This is a genomic window from Phyllobacterium ifriqiyense, assembly GCF_030817885.1.
GTDB lineage: Bacteria > Pseudomonadota > Alphaproteobacteria > Rhizobiales > Rhizobiaceae > Phyllobacterium > Phyllobacterium ifriqiyense.
This window is the reverse complement of record NZ_JAUSZT010000003.1, coordinates 2,041,573-2,054,811: the sequence shown is the minus strand read 5'-3', so window position 1 is coordinate 2,054,811 and position 13,239 is coordinate 2,041,573. Positions and strand designations below refer to the sequence as shown.

At 54.4% G+C, this 13,239-nt stretch carries 13 protein-coding genes; 2 read left to right on the top strand and 11 right to left on the bottom strand.

What is annotated here, in order from left to right; all coding sequences use genetic code 11:
• Positions 1-2: 2 nt before the first annotated feature.
• The 5 genes from kdpA to QFZ34_RS17555 form a co-directional block, all read right to left on the bottom strand.
• The gene (gene kdpA / locus QFZ34_RS17570; RefSeq protein ID WP_307283502.1) at positions 3-1,712 is read right to left on the bottom strand and encodes a potassium-transporting ATPase subunit KdpA; all 1,710 of its coding nucleotides are present in this window, start codon (positions 1,710-1,712) and stop codon (positions 3-5) included.
• Between the two features lie 171 nt (positions 1,713-1,883).
• Positions 1,884-1,970 carry a potassium-transporting ATPase subunit F gene (locus QFZ34_RS23395; RefSeq protein ID WP_115052002.1) on the bottom strand — a complete coding sequence of 29 codons (87 nt, stop codon included), beginning with the start codon at positions 1,968-1,970 and terminating at the stop codon, positions 1,884-1,886.
• A 217-nt stretch (positions 1,971-2,187) separates the two neighbouring features.
• The gene (locus tag QFZ34_RS17565; protein ID WP_370878813.1) at positions 2,188-3,384 is read right to left on the bottom strand and encodes an extracellular solute-binding protein; all 1,197 of its coding nucleotides are present in this window, start codon (positions 3,382-3,384) and stop codon (positions 2,188-2,190) included.
• A 31-nt stretch (positions 3,385-3,415) separates the two neighbouring features.
• Complete coding sequence (locus QFZ34_RS17560) at positions 3,416-4,432, bottom strand: N-acetylglucosamine-6-phosphate deacetylase (RefSeq protein WP_307283499.1); 1,017 nt, start codon at positions 4,430-4,432, stop codon at positions 3,416-3,418.
• The gene (locus QFZ34_RS17555) at positions 4,429-5,166 is read right to left on the bottom strand and encodes a glucosamine-6-phosphate deaminase (protein WP_115052008.1); all 738 of its coding nucleotides are present in this window, start codon (positions 5,164-5,166) and stop codon (positions 4,429-4,431) included. Before QFZ34_RS17555 ends, QFZ34_RS17560 begins: the two co-directional genes overlap by 4 nt.
• A gap of 116 nt (positions 5,167-5,282) precedes the next feature.
• On the opposite strand from QFZ34_RS17555, the gene QFZ34_RS17550 reads away from it, so the two are divergent.
• Positions 5,283-6,476 (top strand): ROK family protein, encoded by a 1,194-nt coding sequence (locus tag QFZ34_RS17550; protein ID WP_307283496.1) that lies wholly within the window; start codon positions 5,283-5,285, stop codon positions 6,474-6,476.
• 79 nt (positions 6,477-6,555) lie between these two features.
• Positions 6,556-6,918, top strand: coding sequence for a DUF427 domain-containing protein (locus tag QFZ34_RS17545; protein ID WP_115052010.1), 363 nt, complete (start codon positions 6,556-6,558; stop codon positions 6,916-6,918).
• A gap of 6 nt (positions 6,919-6,924) precedes the next feature.
• Here QFZ34_RS17545 and QFZ34_RS17540 read toward each other — a convergent pair whose 3' ends face one another.
• From QFZ34_RS17540 to ppaT, 6 genes are all read right to left on the bottom strand, one after another.
• Positions 6,925-7,704 carry an ABC transporter ATP-binding protein gene (locus QFZ34_RS17540; RefSeq protein ID WP_307283492.1) on the bottom strand — a complete coding sequence of 260 codons (780 nt, stop codon included), beginning with the start codon at positions 7,702-7,704 and terminating at the stop codon, positions 6,925-6,927.
• Positions 7,701-8,495 carry an ABC transporter ATP-binding protein gene (locus QFZ34_RS17535; protein ID WP_307283489.1) on the bottom strand — a complete coding sequence of 265 codons (795 nt, stop codon included), beginning with the start codon at positions 8,493-8,495 and terminating at the stop codon, positions 7,701-7,703. The genes QFZ34_RS17540 and QFZ34_RS17535 overlap by 4 nt, the downstream gene beginning before the upstream one ends.
• A complete protein-coding gene (locus tag QFZ34_RS17530) occupies positions 8,492-9,286 on the bottom strand; it encodes an ABC transporter permease (RefSeq protein WP_307283486.1) in 795 nt (264 codons plus the stop codon). Before QFZ34_RS17530 ends, QFZ34_RS17535 begins: the two co-directional genes overlap by 4 nt.
• Positions 9,283-10,263 carry an ABC transporter permease gene (locus tag QFZ34_RS17525; RefSeq protein WP_307283483.1) on the bottom strand — a complete coding sequence of 327 codons (981 nt, stop codon included), beginning with the start codon at positions 10,261-10,263 and terminating at the stop codon, positions 9,283-9,285. Before QFZ34_RS17525 ends, QFZ34_RS17530 begins: the two co-directional genes overlap by 4 nt.
• 191 nt (positions 10,264-10,454) lie before the next feature.
• Positions 10,455-12,068 (bottom strand): ABC transporter substrate-binding protein, encoded by a 1,614-nt coding sequence (locus QFZ34_RS17520; RefSeq protein ID WP_307283479.1) that lies wholly within the window; start codon positions 12,066-12,068, stop codon positions 10,455-10,457.
• A gap of 12 nt (positions 12,069-12,080) precedes the next feature.
• The gene (gene ppaT, locus QFZ34_RS17515; protein ID WP_307283475.1) at positions 12,081-13,199 is read right to left on the bottom strand and encodes a pyridoxamine--pyruvate transaminase; all 1,119 of its coding nucleotides are present in this window, start codon (positions 13,197-13,199) and stop codon (positions 12,081-12,083) included.
• Positions 13,200-13,239: the final 40 nt, after the last annotated feature.

Genomic DNA, 13,239 nt, shown 5'->3' with positions numbered 1-13,239 from the left:
CCTTAGAACGTCTGACCGGAGAGCATCAGGAAATGCTCGACGATGGGACCAAGGGCGAGAGCAGGAAAATACTGCAAGCCGCCGAGAATGATGATGATACCGATGAGCAGACCAACGAAGAGCGGGCCATCGGTCGGGAATGTTCCTGCGGAAGCTGGAATTTTCTGCTTGCCGACAAGTGATCCCGCAATTGCAAGAACCGGCACGATATAGGCAAAGCGGCCTAGCAGCATGGCAATGCCAAGTGTCGTATTGTACCAGATCGAGTTAGCCGTCAGGCCGGCGAAGGCAGAGCCGTTATTGCCCGCAGCGGATGAGTAAGCATAAAGGATTTCCGACAGACCGTGCGGACCCTTGTTAAGCAGTCCGGCAAGACCTACGGGCAATATTGCAGAGATTGCAGTAAAGCCGAGGATTGCCAGCGGCAGTACAAGAACGGCCAGCATCGCAAATTTCATCTCTCTCGACTCAATCTTCTTGCCGAGAAATTCGGGGGTGCGGCCAACCATCAGCCCTGCAACGAACACTGTGAGAATTGCAAAGATCACCATGCCGTAAAGCCCGGAACCGACACCGCCCGGCAATACTTCGCCAAGCTGGATAAGGAACATCGGAATAAGACCGCCAAGCGGCGTCAGCGATGCGTGCATCGCGTTCACGCCGCCATTGGAAAGGCCGGTTGTCACGGCGGCGTAAAGGGCGGTGCCTGCCTGACCAAAGCGAATTTCCTTGCCTTCCATGTTCCCTTGCAAGGAGTCCACTCCCAGTTGGGTCAGGATAGGATTGCCGCTTGTTTCCGCCCAGTAGACCGCACCAATGCCGATGATGAGCAGGATCGCCATTGCTGACAGCAGCGCCCAGGCTTGGCGGCGATGGCCGGCAATCTGCCCGAATGCGTAGACCATTGCCGATGACACGACGAGCATCGAGAACACGCCGAGATAGTTCGAAAAGGCGTTCGGGTTTTCAAACGGATGTGCGGCATTGACGTTGAAGAAACCACCGCCATTGGTGCCAAGCTGTTTGATAGCTTCCTGGCTGGCGACCGGCCCTGTTGAAATGATCTGCTTTGCGCCTTCCAGCGTTGTGGCTGTAAATGAACCATCAAGCGTTTGGGGCATGCCGAGCGCGATAAAGAGCAGTGCAACAATGACGGCCAGTGGCAGCAGCACATAAAGCGTCGCTCTGGTCATATCGACCCAGAAATTGCCAAGCGTGGTCATGTTTGAACGCACGAATGCCCGAGACAAGGCAACAGCGATCGCCATCCCAGTTGCAGCAGAAAGGAAGTTCTGCACGGTGAGTCCTGCCATCTGGCTAAAATGACTCATCGTGGTTTCACCACCATAGGACTGCCAGTTGGTGTTGGTGATGAAGCTGACCGCCGTGTTGAAGGCGAGGTCAGGTGCAACGCCAGCAAATCCCTGCGGATTGAGCGGCAAGATGTCCTGTAGTCTCAATATGCCATAGAGAACCAGAAAGCCCGCAGTGCTGAAAAGCAGAACACCGAATGCATAGGAAATCCAGTTCTGCTCGCGACTTTTGTCTATTCCGGCAACAGCGTAAAATGCCCGTTCAACAGGATTGAGCACCGGCGAAAGAAGCGTTCTTTCCCCGGCAAAAACATGGCTCATATAAAGACCAAGCGGCTTGATCGCCAAAAGAACGGCGAGCAGCGTCAGGCTGATTTGCAGCCATCCGACAAGTGTCATTGGTAGTCTCCGAAATGGAAAATGGGGAATTCAGCGAAAGCCTGACAATCGTTCAGGGTGAGCCGAAAATGGTAGGGTTTGAGAACCGGAGCGGAGCGTACTTCTTTGTAGGTGAGCACCGGATCGCAGACCCCTGCCATTTGCAGGCCACCCTGAACGATTTTCAAACCGCTAGAAGCGCTCGGGCGCAACAAGGGTCACGACCAAATAAGCGCAAAGGCCGGCAGCAACGCCAAGGCCGAGAATAAGCTCAAACACGGCTTAATGCCTGTGCGTAGAGGCCCAGAAGCAGCAAGATACCGCAACCGAGCGCAACGAAGATAAAGTCCAGCATGTCAGTTATCCATTTGGTTTAGCTGGACCCAACATGCGCTTATCGGCGTCAGTTATCGATTGTGAATAGAGATGCTGCACATAAGGAAAACATAAGGAAAATGACAACGGGAATGCGATGACATTCCCGTTGTCCTCAACGTTACTTGGACTTTTTCGCGCCCACAAGTTCATCCCACTTCCTGAATGCAATGACCATCTTGTCAGGCTTCAAGGGCAGTTCGATTGGATTATTGGCAATAAGGTCAGCATATTCCGGCCGCCCGAATTCCTTGATAACATCCTGGCTGCGTTGCGGAGCCATGGATAAAGGCACGTTTTTCACCGCAGGTCCGGGATAGAGATATCCCTCATCATAGGAATAAGCCTGTGCTTTTGGTGTTAGCAGAAACGCCATCAGGTCGAGCACGACTGCAACCTTATCCTCAGCTATTCCCTTGGGAACACACATGAAGAAAGCATCAGAAACCCAATGGAAGCCCTTGAGTGTGCCGATCTTTGCGGTTTCCGGGACAATGCCAAGAGCACGCGGATTTATGTCCCAGCCGGTTGTGCTGATGATGATATCGCGCGAACCCTCGCCGAATTCCTTCATCGTCACGCCGGTTCCTGCCGGATAGTAATCGATATATTGACCGATCTCGGCCAGATAAGCCCAGGTTTTCTCCCAGCCATCCACCGGATCGGAAGGATCCTTATCGCCTAGGAGATAGGGCAATCCCATCATGAATGTGCGGCCCGGGCCTGAATTTGTCGGACGGGCATACATGAAGCGGCCTGGATTTTCCTTGGCATAGGCAAGGAGTTCCTCGGCGGTCGTGGGAACTTTCTTCACGCGCTCCGGATCATATTCGAGCAAAGGTCCGGACGGATAATAATTGATGACAACACCATAGCCATCGCCCTGCGCCTTCAAAAGATTTAACGCAGCAGGTTCGTAATTCTCTTCAAGGTTTGGAAATGTCGAAGAGAAATCGGGTAGAATTTTCATCCAGGTTTGATTGACAAGACCCGCGGCAAGCCCGTCACTTCCGGTCAACACAAGGTCAATATCAACGCGATTGGCGCTTTGTTGTGCCTTTAGTTTTCCGGCAAGTTCAGTGACCGGGGCTTTGGCGAAAATGATACGCGATGCGCGCTCAGGATAAGTCTTTGCATATTCCTCAAAGGCCGGCTGACTCAAAGCCAGCGCACCGCCAACATCCATAACGGTGATGACAACCGGCGATGCAGGCAGCGCTGGTGCGGCCGCCCGTGCTCCGGTAATGCCTGTGACAACAGTGGCCGCCATGCCACCCAGCACTGTGCGGCGATTCAATCGAAAGAAGTCGTGTGTCATTCCATTCCCCTTTTTGTTTTTGGATCGATTATCAGAAAAACCGTTCTTCGTTGCCGATACGAACCCGCGTCACATTCATGGATTGAGACCATTCAAGTTCGCTTAACGCCAAGCTCACCCCATGCGCCTCCAATACCGGAGCAAGCGCTTGCAGCAGCCTGGTCGAAGCCATTTCCACGGCCTGTTCAAAGGTGGCGATGTTCCAGCGCACAAGATTGCGCACCGCATCGTCCAGGCAAAGCGAAGACCCGGCCAAGCCCGAAGAATCGCTCTGGCTGACCACACCGTCTTCCGACCGATCAACCTGCATACCGGCAAATGGATAGGTTCCAGCAGGGGCAGCAGCGGCGGCAACGGCGTCAGTAACCAACGCCGAGCGCTCAAATCCTTTGGCTCGGATCAGGCTTTTCAACACATAAGGCGGCATATGGATGCCGTCGGCAATGAAGGTTGCGAGCAAACGGTCCTCTGCCAGCTGTGCGAATAGCGGATTGTCGAGCTTGGGCAATATTTGCGGCAAGCCATTACCCAGATGGGTGGAAAGCCCCGCACCTGCATCTGCCGCCGCCGCGATAATATGATTGTCGGCTGACGAATGACCAATGGAAACGAGCCTGTTGCTGGCACGCATCGCTTTTATAAACTCGAGCCCGCCATGAATTTCAGGCGCGACAGTCACCAGCAGAATTGGCCGCTCGATTATTTCCTGTAATGCGGTGACAAGCGCAGGATCGGCTGCCGTCATGGCATTGGCTGGATGGCATCCGGAAAAACCATCGGCAGGATTGAGAAATGGACCTTCAAGGTGATAGCCGGGACACATGAGCGGCCCAAGGCGGCTTTCTCGCACAGCCCTGTCCAATGCCATGAAACGGACTTCAAGCTCATCCCGGTGTGCAGTGATTATCGTAGGCAGGCAGGTCGTAACTCCCGAAGCCAACATGGCTTCAAGAGCAAGGTCCAATGTCTCAGGCGTAATGCCGGGATCGTTGAAATCAACCCCGGCAAAGCCATTTACCTGAATATCGACAAGGCCTTTTGTAATCATGAAAGTTTCGATGCCGATGCGGGATCAAGGAAGAGCACGGTATGAGGGTGCTTCTGCACAATGGACGCCGGGTGCACCGGATCAATCTTGCCTTCCACTGCATCCTTCACCGCCTGCGCCTTACGTTCGTCCGGCACGGACAGGATGATGAGTTTGCTCTTCAAAATCTGTTTGATGCTCATGGAAATGGCTTTTTCAGGCACAGCCTCAAGGGTCGGAAACCATCCCTCCCCCATTTGCTGTTTGCGGCAGGCTTCATCAAGCGTCACAACAATATAGGGCTGGTCCGTCTCAAAATCGGCAGGCGGATCATTGAAGGCAAGATGGCAATTCTCGCCGATTCCAGCAAAGCAAACATCAATGTCATGGTCGGCAATCAAGGCGCTCATGCGCTCGGCTTCTGCTGGTGCATCGACCTCGGCATTAATTGGATGAAATGCAACGACACCGCCCAGAGGATCGACGAATCGCTCCTGCAGAAACTTTCGGAAACTTGCCGGGTGGGCAATGTCCATTCCAACATATTCATCGAGATGAAATGCCGTCACCTTGGACCAATCGATACCTTCAGCAGCCACCAGATTCTGCAAGACCTCGAACTGGCTGGCACCTGTGGCCACGATAATGGACGCTTTGCCTTTGGCTGCAATTGCTGCGCGGATTGCTTCTGCACCCAGTTTGGCTGCCGCTTCACCCAAAACAGCCTTGTCGGCTAATTGTCTTATATCGATCATATTTTATCCCTTGTGGACGTGTCATCGGCTTGCTCTCATAGTAAGCACAGCTTTATATGACACAGCAAGGTATTTTCGAATATTGAAGTTCAAAAATAGAAACGGGCAGAAACTCCATGTTTTTGACGATTGACGAAACCGCATATGACGACGCGCACCAACGCGATTGCGCGCGCGTCTCGGCCCTGCTTTCCGGCCCAGGCCCACATTCGCGAGCCAGCGTCGCCGACCAGTTGAAAATGACATCGACAGCCACCTCTCATGTGGTGAGCGATCTGACGGAGCGTGGTCTGGTTAAAGAGCGGCCGGGAACGAAGATGGGCCGGGGTCGTCCACCAGTAGAAATAGGTCTGAATTTTCAGCGTCTGGGTGCCTCTGTCATCCACATTTCCAGCCGCACTTTGCTCGGGTTTCTTCTGGATCTCGGCGGCACCCCCCTTGAACACAGGGCCGTGGAAATCCCCGCCGATGCGGACAATGCCGTCATGGCTGATGCAATGCGCCAGCTGGTCAAGTGGCTGATTGCACAATGTCCGGCTGGGATGATTCATATGGGAACTTCCGTTGCCGTGCCCGGCGTTGTCGATGTCAAAGCCCGAACATGGCTCATAACCTCCCGCTGGCCAAAAGTGCGCAATCTCGACATTGGCAGCGCGCTTGCTTCGGCGACACCTGTTGCAACTGTTTGCAGACACCTTGATGCAGAACTTGATGCACGAACGACGCAGGAATCGGCCTATCGTAGCGGCAATACGCTGCTGATGCACTGGGGATGGGGCATTGGTCTTTCCTGCAGTATCGCTGGTCAGCCATTCCTGCAAAATGGCGGTCCATTCGGAGAGATTGGCCATTGGCGTTTTAACGCCTTGAGCGAGCGCGAATGCGATTGCGGTAATCATGGATGCCTGGAAACGGGGGCCGCTTTATGGGCTCTTCTACCGCGTCTGCGGGAATTATGGCCTGACCTTTCGGACGAAGAGGAGTTGTTGGCCGGGCAATTGGCAGGCCTGCCCCTGGTCGATGTTCCTGAAGTGACGGAAGCCATAAAACTCATGGCACGCTCGCTGACAAATGTATGCCGCCTCCTGTTTCCCTCACGTGTTATCGTAACGGGCCCGTTTGTAGCCAATGAGGATGTGTGGCAGGCATTCACAAGCGCATTCAAGACGGAGGGGCTTATCGGTTCGCTGGAATTGCCAACCTTGATCGCCGACAAGTTCAGTCAAGACTATGTTATTCATGGTGCGTGTCTGCCGCTGTTGAATGCAGGACTGGAAACATTCATCAGGCAAAACAAGCGCGCCGCATAAGGCATGTTCATGGCCGGGTGCGGAACAAAATCTCTTACCAGCTATTGTTCTTTGAAATCCTCTGCAAAGGAGTTTCCCAATGGGCCTGCCCATCACTATACATGCGTTTCCCGACCCAGTGACAGTGCGATTTCTTGATGTCGTTATAGCATCCACAGACAGGGCTCTGGAGCTGCGTGAAGCCGGGCATGAACCGGTGCTCTATATCCCCTTCGACGACATCTACTTCGTCCATCTCGAAAAAACGCAGACGCGAACGCACTGCCCCTTTAAGGGGGACGCCTCCTATTGGCGGATAACCGGTCAGGGTGAAGCTGCCAATGATGCTATGTGGGCTTATGAAGAACCCAAGGCCGAGGTCGCTCAGATTGCAGGACACGGCGCATTCGACCCCCGCAAGGTAACATTTGAAGGCGTGAAGGCCCGGCAGGTTCTGTCCTGATCGGGGTTAAATCACCAAGCGCGGCACTGCATCTATCAATACTTGTGTCGCATTGGCTTGTGGATTTGCCAGCACCTCTTCCGTATAGCCCTCTTCGGCAATACGGCCCTCTTCCATGACAATCATGCGGTTCGCGAAAGCGCGGACCACAGCCAGATCATGGGAAATAAACAGGTAAGAAACGCGGGTTTCCGCTTGAAGGTCCAATAATAGATTGAGGATTTGAGCACGCACCGACACATCAAGCGCTGATACCGGCTCATCCAGCACGATCAGTTGAGGCTTGGTGAGGATTGCGCGCGCAATGGCAACCCGTTGGCGCTGGCCGCCGGAAAGTTCCAAGGGCAGACGTTGCAGATATTGCGTGCCGAGCCCAACTCTTTCCAGCGTCTGGGCGAGAATATCGCCATATTCACTCTTGCTCGCAAAGCCATGAATGCGCAGTGGGTCTTCCAAAATGCGCTTCACATTTGCTCGCGGATTGAATGCCGCCAAAGGATCCTGAAACACCATCTGGAATCGTGGCCTCATGCGGCGCAAGGCGCCGCCGCCCATATGCGTTATGTCCTGCCCCAAGAGGTGAATGCTTCCCTCGTCAGGCCGCGTTAACCGCATCACCAGCCGGGCCAATGTCGTTTTGCCCGAACCCGAGCTGCCAGCAATAGCCAAGGTTTCGCCGTGCATGAGCGAGATATTGATATTCTTCAATCCGTCATGGCTGCGGTCGCCAAAACGCTTGGCGACATTCCTTAGCTCCATAAGGGGAGATGATGAGCCATCCATCATGGCAAATCCGCTATGTTCAATTCCGGAAGGCGGGTGCTGCGTGGCCGGTCCAGCGAAATATAGGTGTCAATCAATGCCTTGGTATAGGGGTGCTTCGGCTCCCTCAGCAATTGGCTCGCCGCCCCAGTCTCCACTAGTTCTCCCTGATAGAGCACAGCAATTTCGTCAGCCCGCTCCGATGCAAGGGCAATGTCATGGGTCACGAACAATAGCGTCAAGCCGCCATCTTTGACCAACTCATCCAGCAGATCGACAATGTGCCGCTGGATAACCGTGTCCAATGCGCTGGTCGGCTCATCCGCGATCAAAATTGAAGGATTTCCCGCAAGCGCCGCTGCCAAAGCGATACGTTGTTTCTGACCGCCCGAGAATTCATGCGGATAGCTGTTGAGACGCGATAATGCCTTTGGAATTTTTACCCGGTCCAGCAATTCGGCGGCACGCACCCGCGCGGCTATCCAGCTCATGCCGAGATGCGTCGCCACAACTTCGGCGATCTGATCTCCAACCTTCATAACCGGATCGAGGCTGCCGCTGGCATCCTGAAACAAGACACCAATTTCACTGCCAAGTTTCGGGCGGTGACCGGCAAAGTCAATTGTACCATCGATACGTGCTTGTTTTGGCAAAAGACCAGCGACAGCCATGGCCAAAGTCGACTTGCCTGACCCGCTCATGCCGATCAATGCCAGCCTCCCACCCTTTTCCAATTGCAGCGAGACATCTTTGAGCGCTGTTGTGCTGCCATAGCTCACATTCAGATTCCGCACATTCAGGTAACTATCTGTCATGGCTGCAACCTTTCCGTGCGAGAAAGCCCGCGCCCGATCAGATGAACACTCAGAACAGTGACAACCAGCGCGATACCGGGCACGATTGAGAGGTAGGGAGCCGCTCGTAAAACCGTGCGGCCTTCTGCAATCATGCTGCCCCAGGTCACCCGGTTCGGATCGCCGAATCCGAGAAACGACAAGGCTGCTTCAATGAGGATCGCAGTAGCAACGGAAATAGCTGCTAGCGATGCTGTCGGCCCGAATGCATTGGGGAGTATTTCCCTGAAGGCAATCTCGAACGGGCGCATGCCGAGTGTCCGTGCAGCCGCTACGAAATCGCGTTCACGCAATGATAGGACTTCGGCACGCGTAACCCGGGCGGCTTGCGTCCAGTTGCCAAGGCTGATGGCCAGAACAAGGGTGGGCGCGCTTGGCCCGGTAACGCTGATCGTGGCAAGCGCCAATAGAAATCCCGGCACGGTTTGAAACGCTTCGGTGATCCGCATCAGCACAATATCGGTAATTCCGCCGAGAAAACCGGAAATGGTTCCAACAATGCTGCCAATGATGAGGGCGGCTGCGGCCGAAAAGAATGCCACAAGCAACGTCGTGCGCGTTCCATGCACCAGCCCTGCAAAGACATCCCGTCCAAGCCTGTCGGTGCCAAGCAGATGCGCCTCCGATTCAAAAGGACGCAGCATAGCCTGCCCGCTGATTGCCAGCGGGTCACCCGGCGCAATCACCGGCGCGAACAATGCCATCAGCACGAGTAGCAAAAGCAGGGCAGCGCCGATCCTGAACGAACTCATCGCCCGATCCTCACGCGCGGATCAAGTTTGCCATAGGCCAGATCAACGAGCAGATTGGCGATAATCACGGTAATGGCGCTACACAGCAGGACTCCGAGCAATAAAGGCGTATCGCGGCGCGCCACAGCTTCCGCTGCCAACCGGCCAAAACCGGGAATGTTGAAAACGCTTTCAACCACGACGCTGCCACCGAGCATCGCAGCCGATTGCCAACCAAGCATCGTTATCGCCGGCAAGACCGCATTGCGGGCAACATGACGCCAGACGATACGGCGGCGGCTCAAACCCCTCGCCTCAAGGCCTTTTACAAAGGGATCGCGCCAGATCTCCGCCATGCGATCGCGCATCAAGCGGAGGTAAAGCGCGAGATAGACCATCGCCAGCGCGCAAACGGGCAAAATGAGATGCACCGCAATGTCGCCTAGTCGTGCAAGGCCAGTTTTGCCGGAAGCAATGCTCTCAATTCCGCCAATTGGCAGCCAGCGCAGATCAACCGCAAAGACCACGATCAAAACCAGCCCCAGCCAGAATCCCGGTACGGCATAAAGTGCCAAGGAACCCGTCGACAATATCCTGTCGCGCAACGATCCGGGCCGGGCACCCGCCACCACCCCCAGCAATGACCCTAAGAAAAATGCCAGGCCTGTCGCGATGCTCATCAAGAGCAATGTGACGGGCAGCCTTTCCGCAATGACTGATGTTACCGGGCGCTCAAATGCTGTTGACCAGCCAAGGTCCCCATGGGCGAGCGTTGATATATAGGCCCCAAAACGATAGAGCGGCCCTTTATCCAGGCCCCACTCCGTGCGTAGCTGCGTTATTTGCTCGGCATCCATGGCGCCGGAACGCCCTATATAGGCATCCACCGCATCGCCTGAAGCTGCCTCAAGCAGCAGAAAACTGCCCACCAGCACGATGAACAAAACCGGCAGCGCAGTGAGCAGGCGTTTCAGGAAAAATGCGGCAAGAGGCGGCAAAGGGTATCCTTCAAGAATTATCTGGTTGCTCCAAACTTATGCGTGGTTCGACAAGCTCACCATGAGGGAAGTGGTAGCATTGCAAATCGGAGCGCACTCCGATTGCGATGATGCAGCCAAACCACTTTCCTCATGGTGAACTTGTCGAACCACGCATAACAGTAATGCAACTATATAATCAAAACTCGAAGTTATTTTGCCAACCAGACATTCGACCAGTTCGATACCGCCCAGCGCGGATTATCCGATACATTCCGCACCGTGTCCCTCGCCACTGTAATGAATGAAAACTCCGCCACATTGATCAGCGGCAGGTCGTCCGCCACTTTCTTTTGAAGTTCTTTGTACAGGTCGGCTCGCTTCGCGCCATCAAGCTCGGAAGCCGCGCTTTTGATAAGCTTGTCGATTTCCGCATTGGCATAGCCATACTGATTGGAGAAAGGCACGCCGGAAGGCAAACCGCTTTCAAAAAGGATCGTCGTTGAAATTGCCGGATCAGAACGATAGACCGGCGTTGCGACCGTGATATCGAAATCATGATCAGTATAGACCGCCTTCAGGTGCGCAGGCGTATCATTGCTGACAACCACCGCATCAATGCCGATCTTACCCAGAGCCTGACGAAGGTAATCGCCGAACTGCTTGGTTTCGTTGAAGAATGGCGCTGGAAGCAGTTTCAATTTAAAGCGGTTGCCATCGCTGCCGCGCTTATAGCCAGCCTCGTCCAGCAAAGCTTCAGCCTTTGCCGGATCAAAAGCATAGGTCGCCGTTCCCGGCTCGTAAAAGGTCTGGTCATAGGCAGGAACGGGTCCTGTCGATGATTTGGCAAACCCGAGGAAAATGGTTTTCACGACAAAATCGTGATCAATGGCATGCGCAATGGCTTGGCGCACTTTCACATCCGCCAATTCCTTGCGCCGATGATTGATCTCGACAATCAACTGATAAGTCAGGCCCTCATAGCCGTTCGCATAGACCTTCAGCCCTGAAGATTTTGAGATACGGCCAAGATCAGCAAGGGGAACTGCCGAAAATGCCGCCAGCTGAATTTCTTCAGCCTCAAGCGCATTTCCGGCTGCCGCCCTGTCAGGAAGAAACTGATAGACGATCTCGTCAAGCAGCGGCTCATTCTTTTCCCAATAGGCGTCATTGCGCTTCAGCAGGAAATACTCACCCGGCTTGTATTCGCCAAACTTGAACGGGCCGGTTCCGACCAGCTTCTGATTGGCCGGGTTCTTGGCAATATCCGTGCCTTCATAGACATGCTTCGGTATAACTGACGTTACGACGGGTAGCGCGTTGCGGATAAGCTGGAAAGGCGTGGGCTCCAAGAACCTGAAGATCGCAGTATGTTCGTCCGGCGTATCAACGGCCGCCAAATTCTTGAACACGACGCGCCCGAGATTTTGCAGTTTCTTCCAGACCTCGAGGGCAGAAAAAGCAACGTCCGCCGAGGTGAAAGGCTTGCCATCATGCCAGGTCACCCCTTCCCGCAATTTGAACGTCACCGACAGCCCATCTGCAGATCCTTCCCAGGACGTAGCGAGCCGCGGAGAAAGCCCGTCCTTTCCCTCGTAGGATTGTTCAGCCAAAGGTTCGATTACCTTGCTGGCGACGAAGAAAACACCATTTGATGCGACGATGGCCGGATTGAGATTGGCAGGCTCGCTATCGCCTGCAACCACAAGCCGACCACCCTTGACAGGCGCATCCTGCGCGAAGGCCAGTTGCGGCGTCAGCATTAGAGCGCCAGCGCTGGCGCTTATCTGGAGAAAGTTACGACGATTCAACAGGATGCAGGACATTGTTGGAATCCTTCAATCAATGGATTGGGACAGAATGGAGCTTAATGCTTCGATTGTCGTGCGAGCAAAGTCGGGTTGCGCAGATGCACCCATATGTGCAATGCGCAAAACTTTTCCTGATGTGTCGCCGCGCCCGAGCGAGAGCAATATGCCGTACTCATTCAAAAGCCGGTCGCGTAGTTCCACATCGGTAAAGCCGTCCGGCAGCCTGAAAGCCGTCGCCGTGGGCGCGCACCAAACCTCTCGCTTCGGCCATAGCGCAATGCCCAGTTCAAGCAAACGCTTGCGAGCGATGGCAGCCGTTTCGGCGTGACGCGCCCAGACGTTTTCCGGCCCCTCTTTGGCATATCGGTCGAGCGCGGCATCCAATGCATAAATTTCGGCAATTGAGGGCGTCACGGGGAAAGTTCTGCCGGGTATCGAAGCATCTTTCCACGCGGCAAGACTGAGAAATGATCCACGCGGAGCATCGCTATTGCGCTCAATTTTTTCCCACCCCCGCTTGCTCACACTGATCAAGCTAAGACCGGGCGTACTACCCAGACATTTGGATGGTGAAGTGATGAAAATATCTGCATGAGCACTCTGCGGGTGCGCGTCCATGCCGCCAAAGGACGATACCGCATCCACAATAAGATAAGCGCCATGCTCGGCAGCTATCGCGCCGATTTCATAAAGCGGATTGAGCGTGCCGGATGGCGTATCGTGATGGCACAGTGAAACCACGGAAATATCGGGCCTTTGGCGAAACGCATCCCTCACGGCTTGCGGGTCGATAACCTCATCGAAGGGAACCGCCAGTTCAATCACTTCCTTGCCATATCTTGCCGCCCAACCTTCAAATCCCTTGCCATAAACGCCGGATACAAGATTAAGCACCACGTCATCCTTGGCAATCAGAGCAGCAGCGCCGGCCTCAATGCCAAGGATTGCTTCTCCTTGCATGATTACCGGCGCTATATCGGTTCGAAACGCAAGCCGCAGCTTCTCGACAACAGCCGCATAGAACTCTTGAAAGGTTGGATGGTAATCATAAAGAACGGGCGCACCCAGCGCCTTGAGCACTTCCGGGTAAACCGGCACGGGTCCCGTTGTCAGCATCAATGGTGGAACAGAAAGAGGCAATAGCACTTTGGAATTTCATCCCGCATTTTGAACGCTGACGGCTCAG

Coding starts and splice junctions, on each gene's coding strand:
- QFZ34_RS17560 (WP_307283499.1), bottom strand. CDS start 4,432: ATGATTACAAAAGGCCTTGTCGATATTCAGGTAAATGGCTTTGCCGGG.
- QFZ34_RS17530 (WP_307283486.1), bottom strand. CDS start 9,286: ATGAGTTCGTTCAGGATCGGCGCTGCCCTGCTTTTGCTACTCGTGCTG.
- QFZ34_RS17520 (WP_307283479.1), bottom strand. CDS start 12,068: ATGTCCTGCATCCTGTTGAATCGTCGTAACTTTCTCCAGATAAGCGCC.
- QFZ34_RS17545 (WP_115052010.1), top strand. CDS start 6,556: ATGGGCCTGCCCATCACTATACATGCGTTTCCCGACCCAGTGACAGTG.
- QFZ34_RS17565 (WP_370878813.1), bottom strand. CDS start 3,384: ATGACACACGACTTCTTTCGATTGAATCGCCGCACAGTGCTGGGTGGC.
- QFZ34_RS17555 (WP_115052008.1), bottom strand. CDS start 5,166: ATGATCGATATAAGACAATTAGCCGACAAGGCTGTTTTGGGTGAAGCG.
- QFZ34_RS17535 (WP_307283489.1), bottom strand. CDS start 8,495: ATGACAGATAGTTACCTGAATGTGCGGAATCTGAATGTGAGCTATGGC.
- QFZ34_RS17540 (WP_307283492.1), bottom strand. CDS start 7,704: ATGATGGATGGCTCATCATCTCCCCTTATGGAGCTAAGGAATGTCGCC.
- QFZ34_RS17550 (WP_307283496.1), top strand. CDS start 5,283: ATGTTTTTGACGATTGACGAAACCGCATATGACGACGCGCACCAACGC.
- kdpA (WP_307283502.1), bottom strand. CDS start 1,712: ATGACACTTGTCGGATGGCTGCAAATCAGCCTGACGCTGCTCGCCGTT.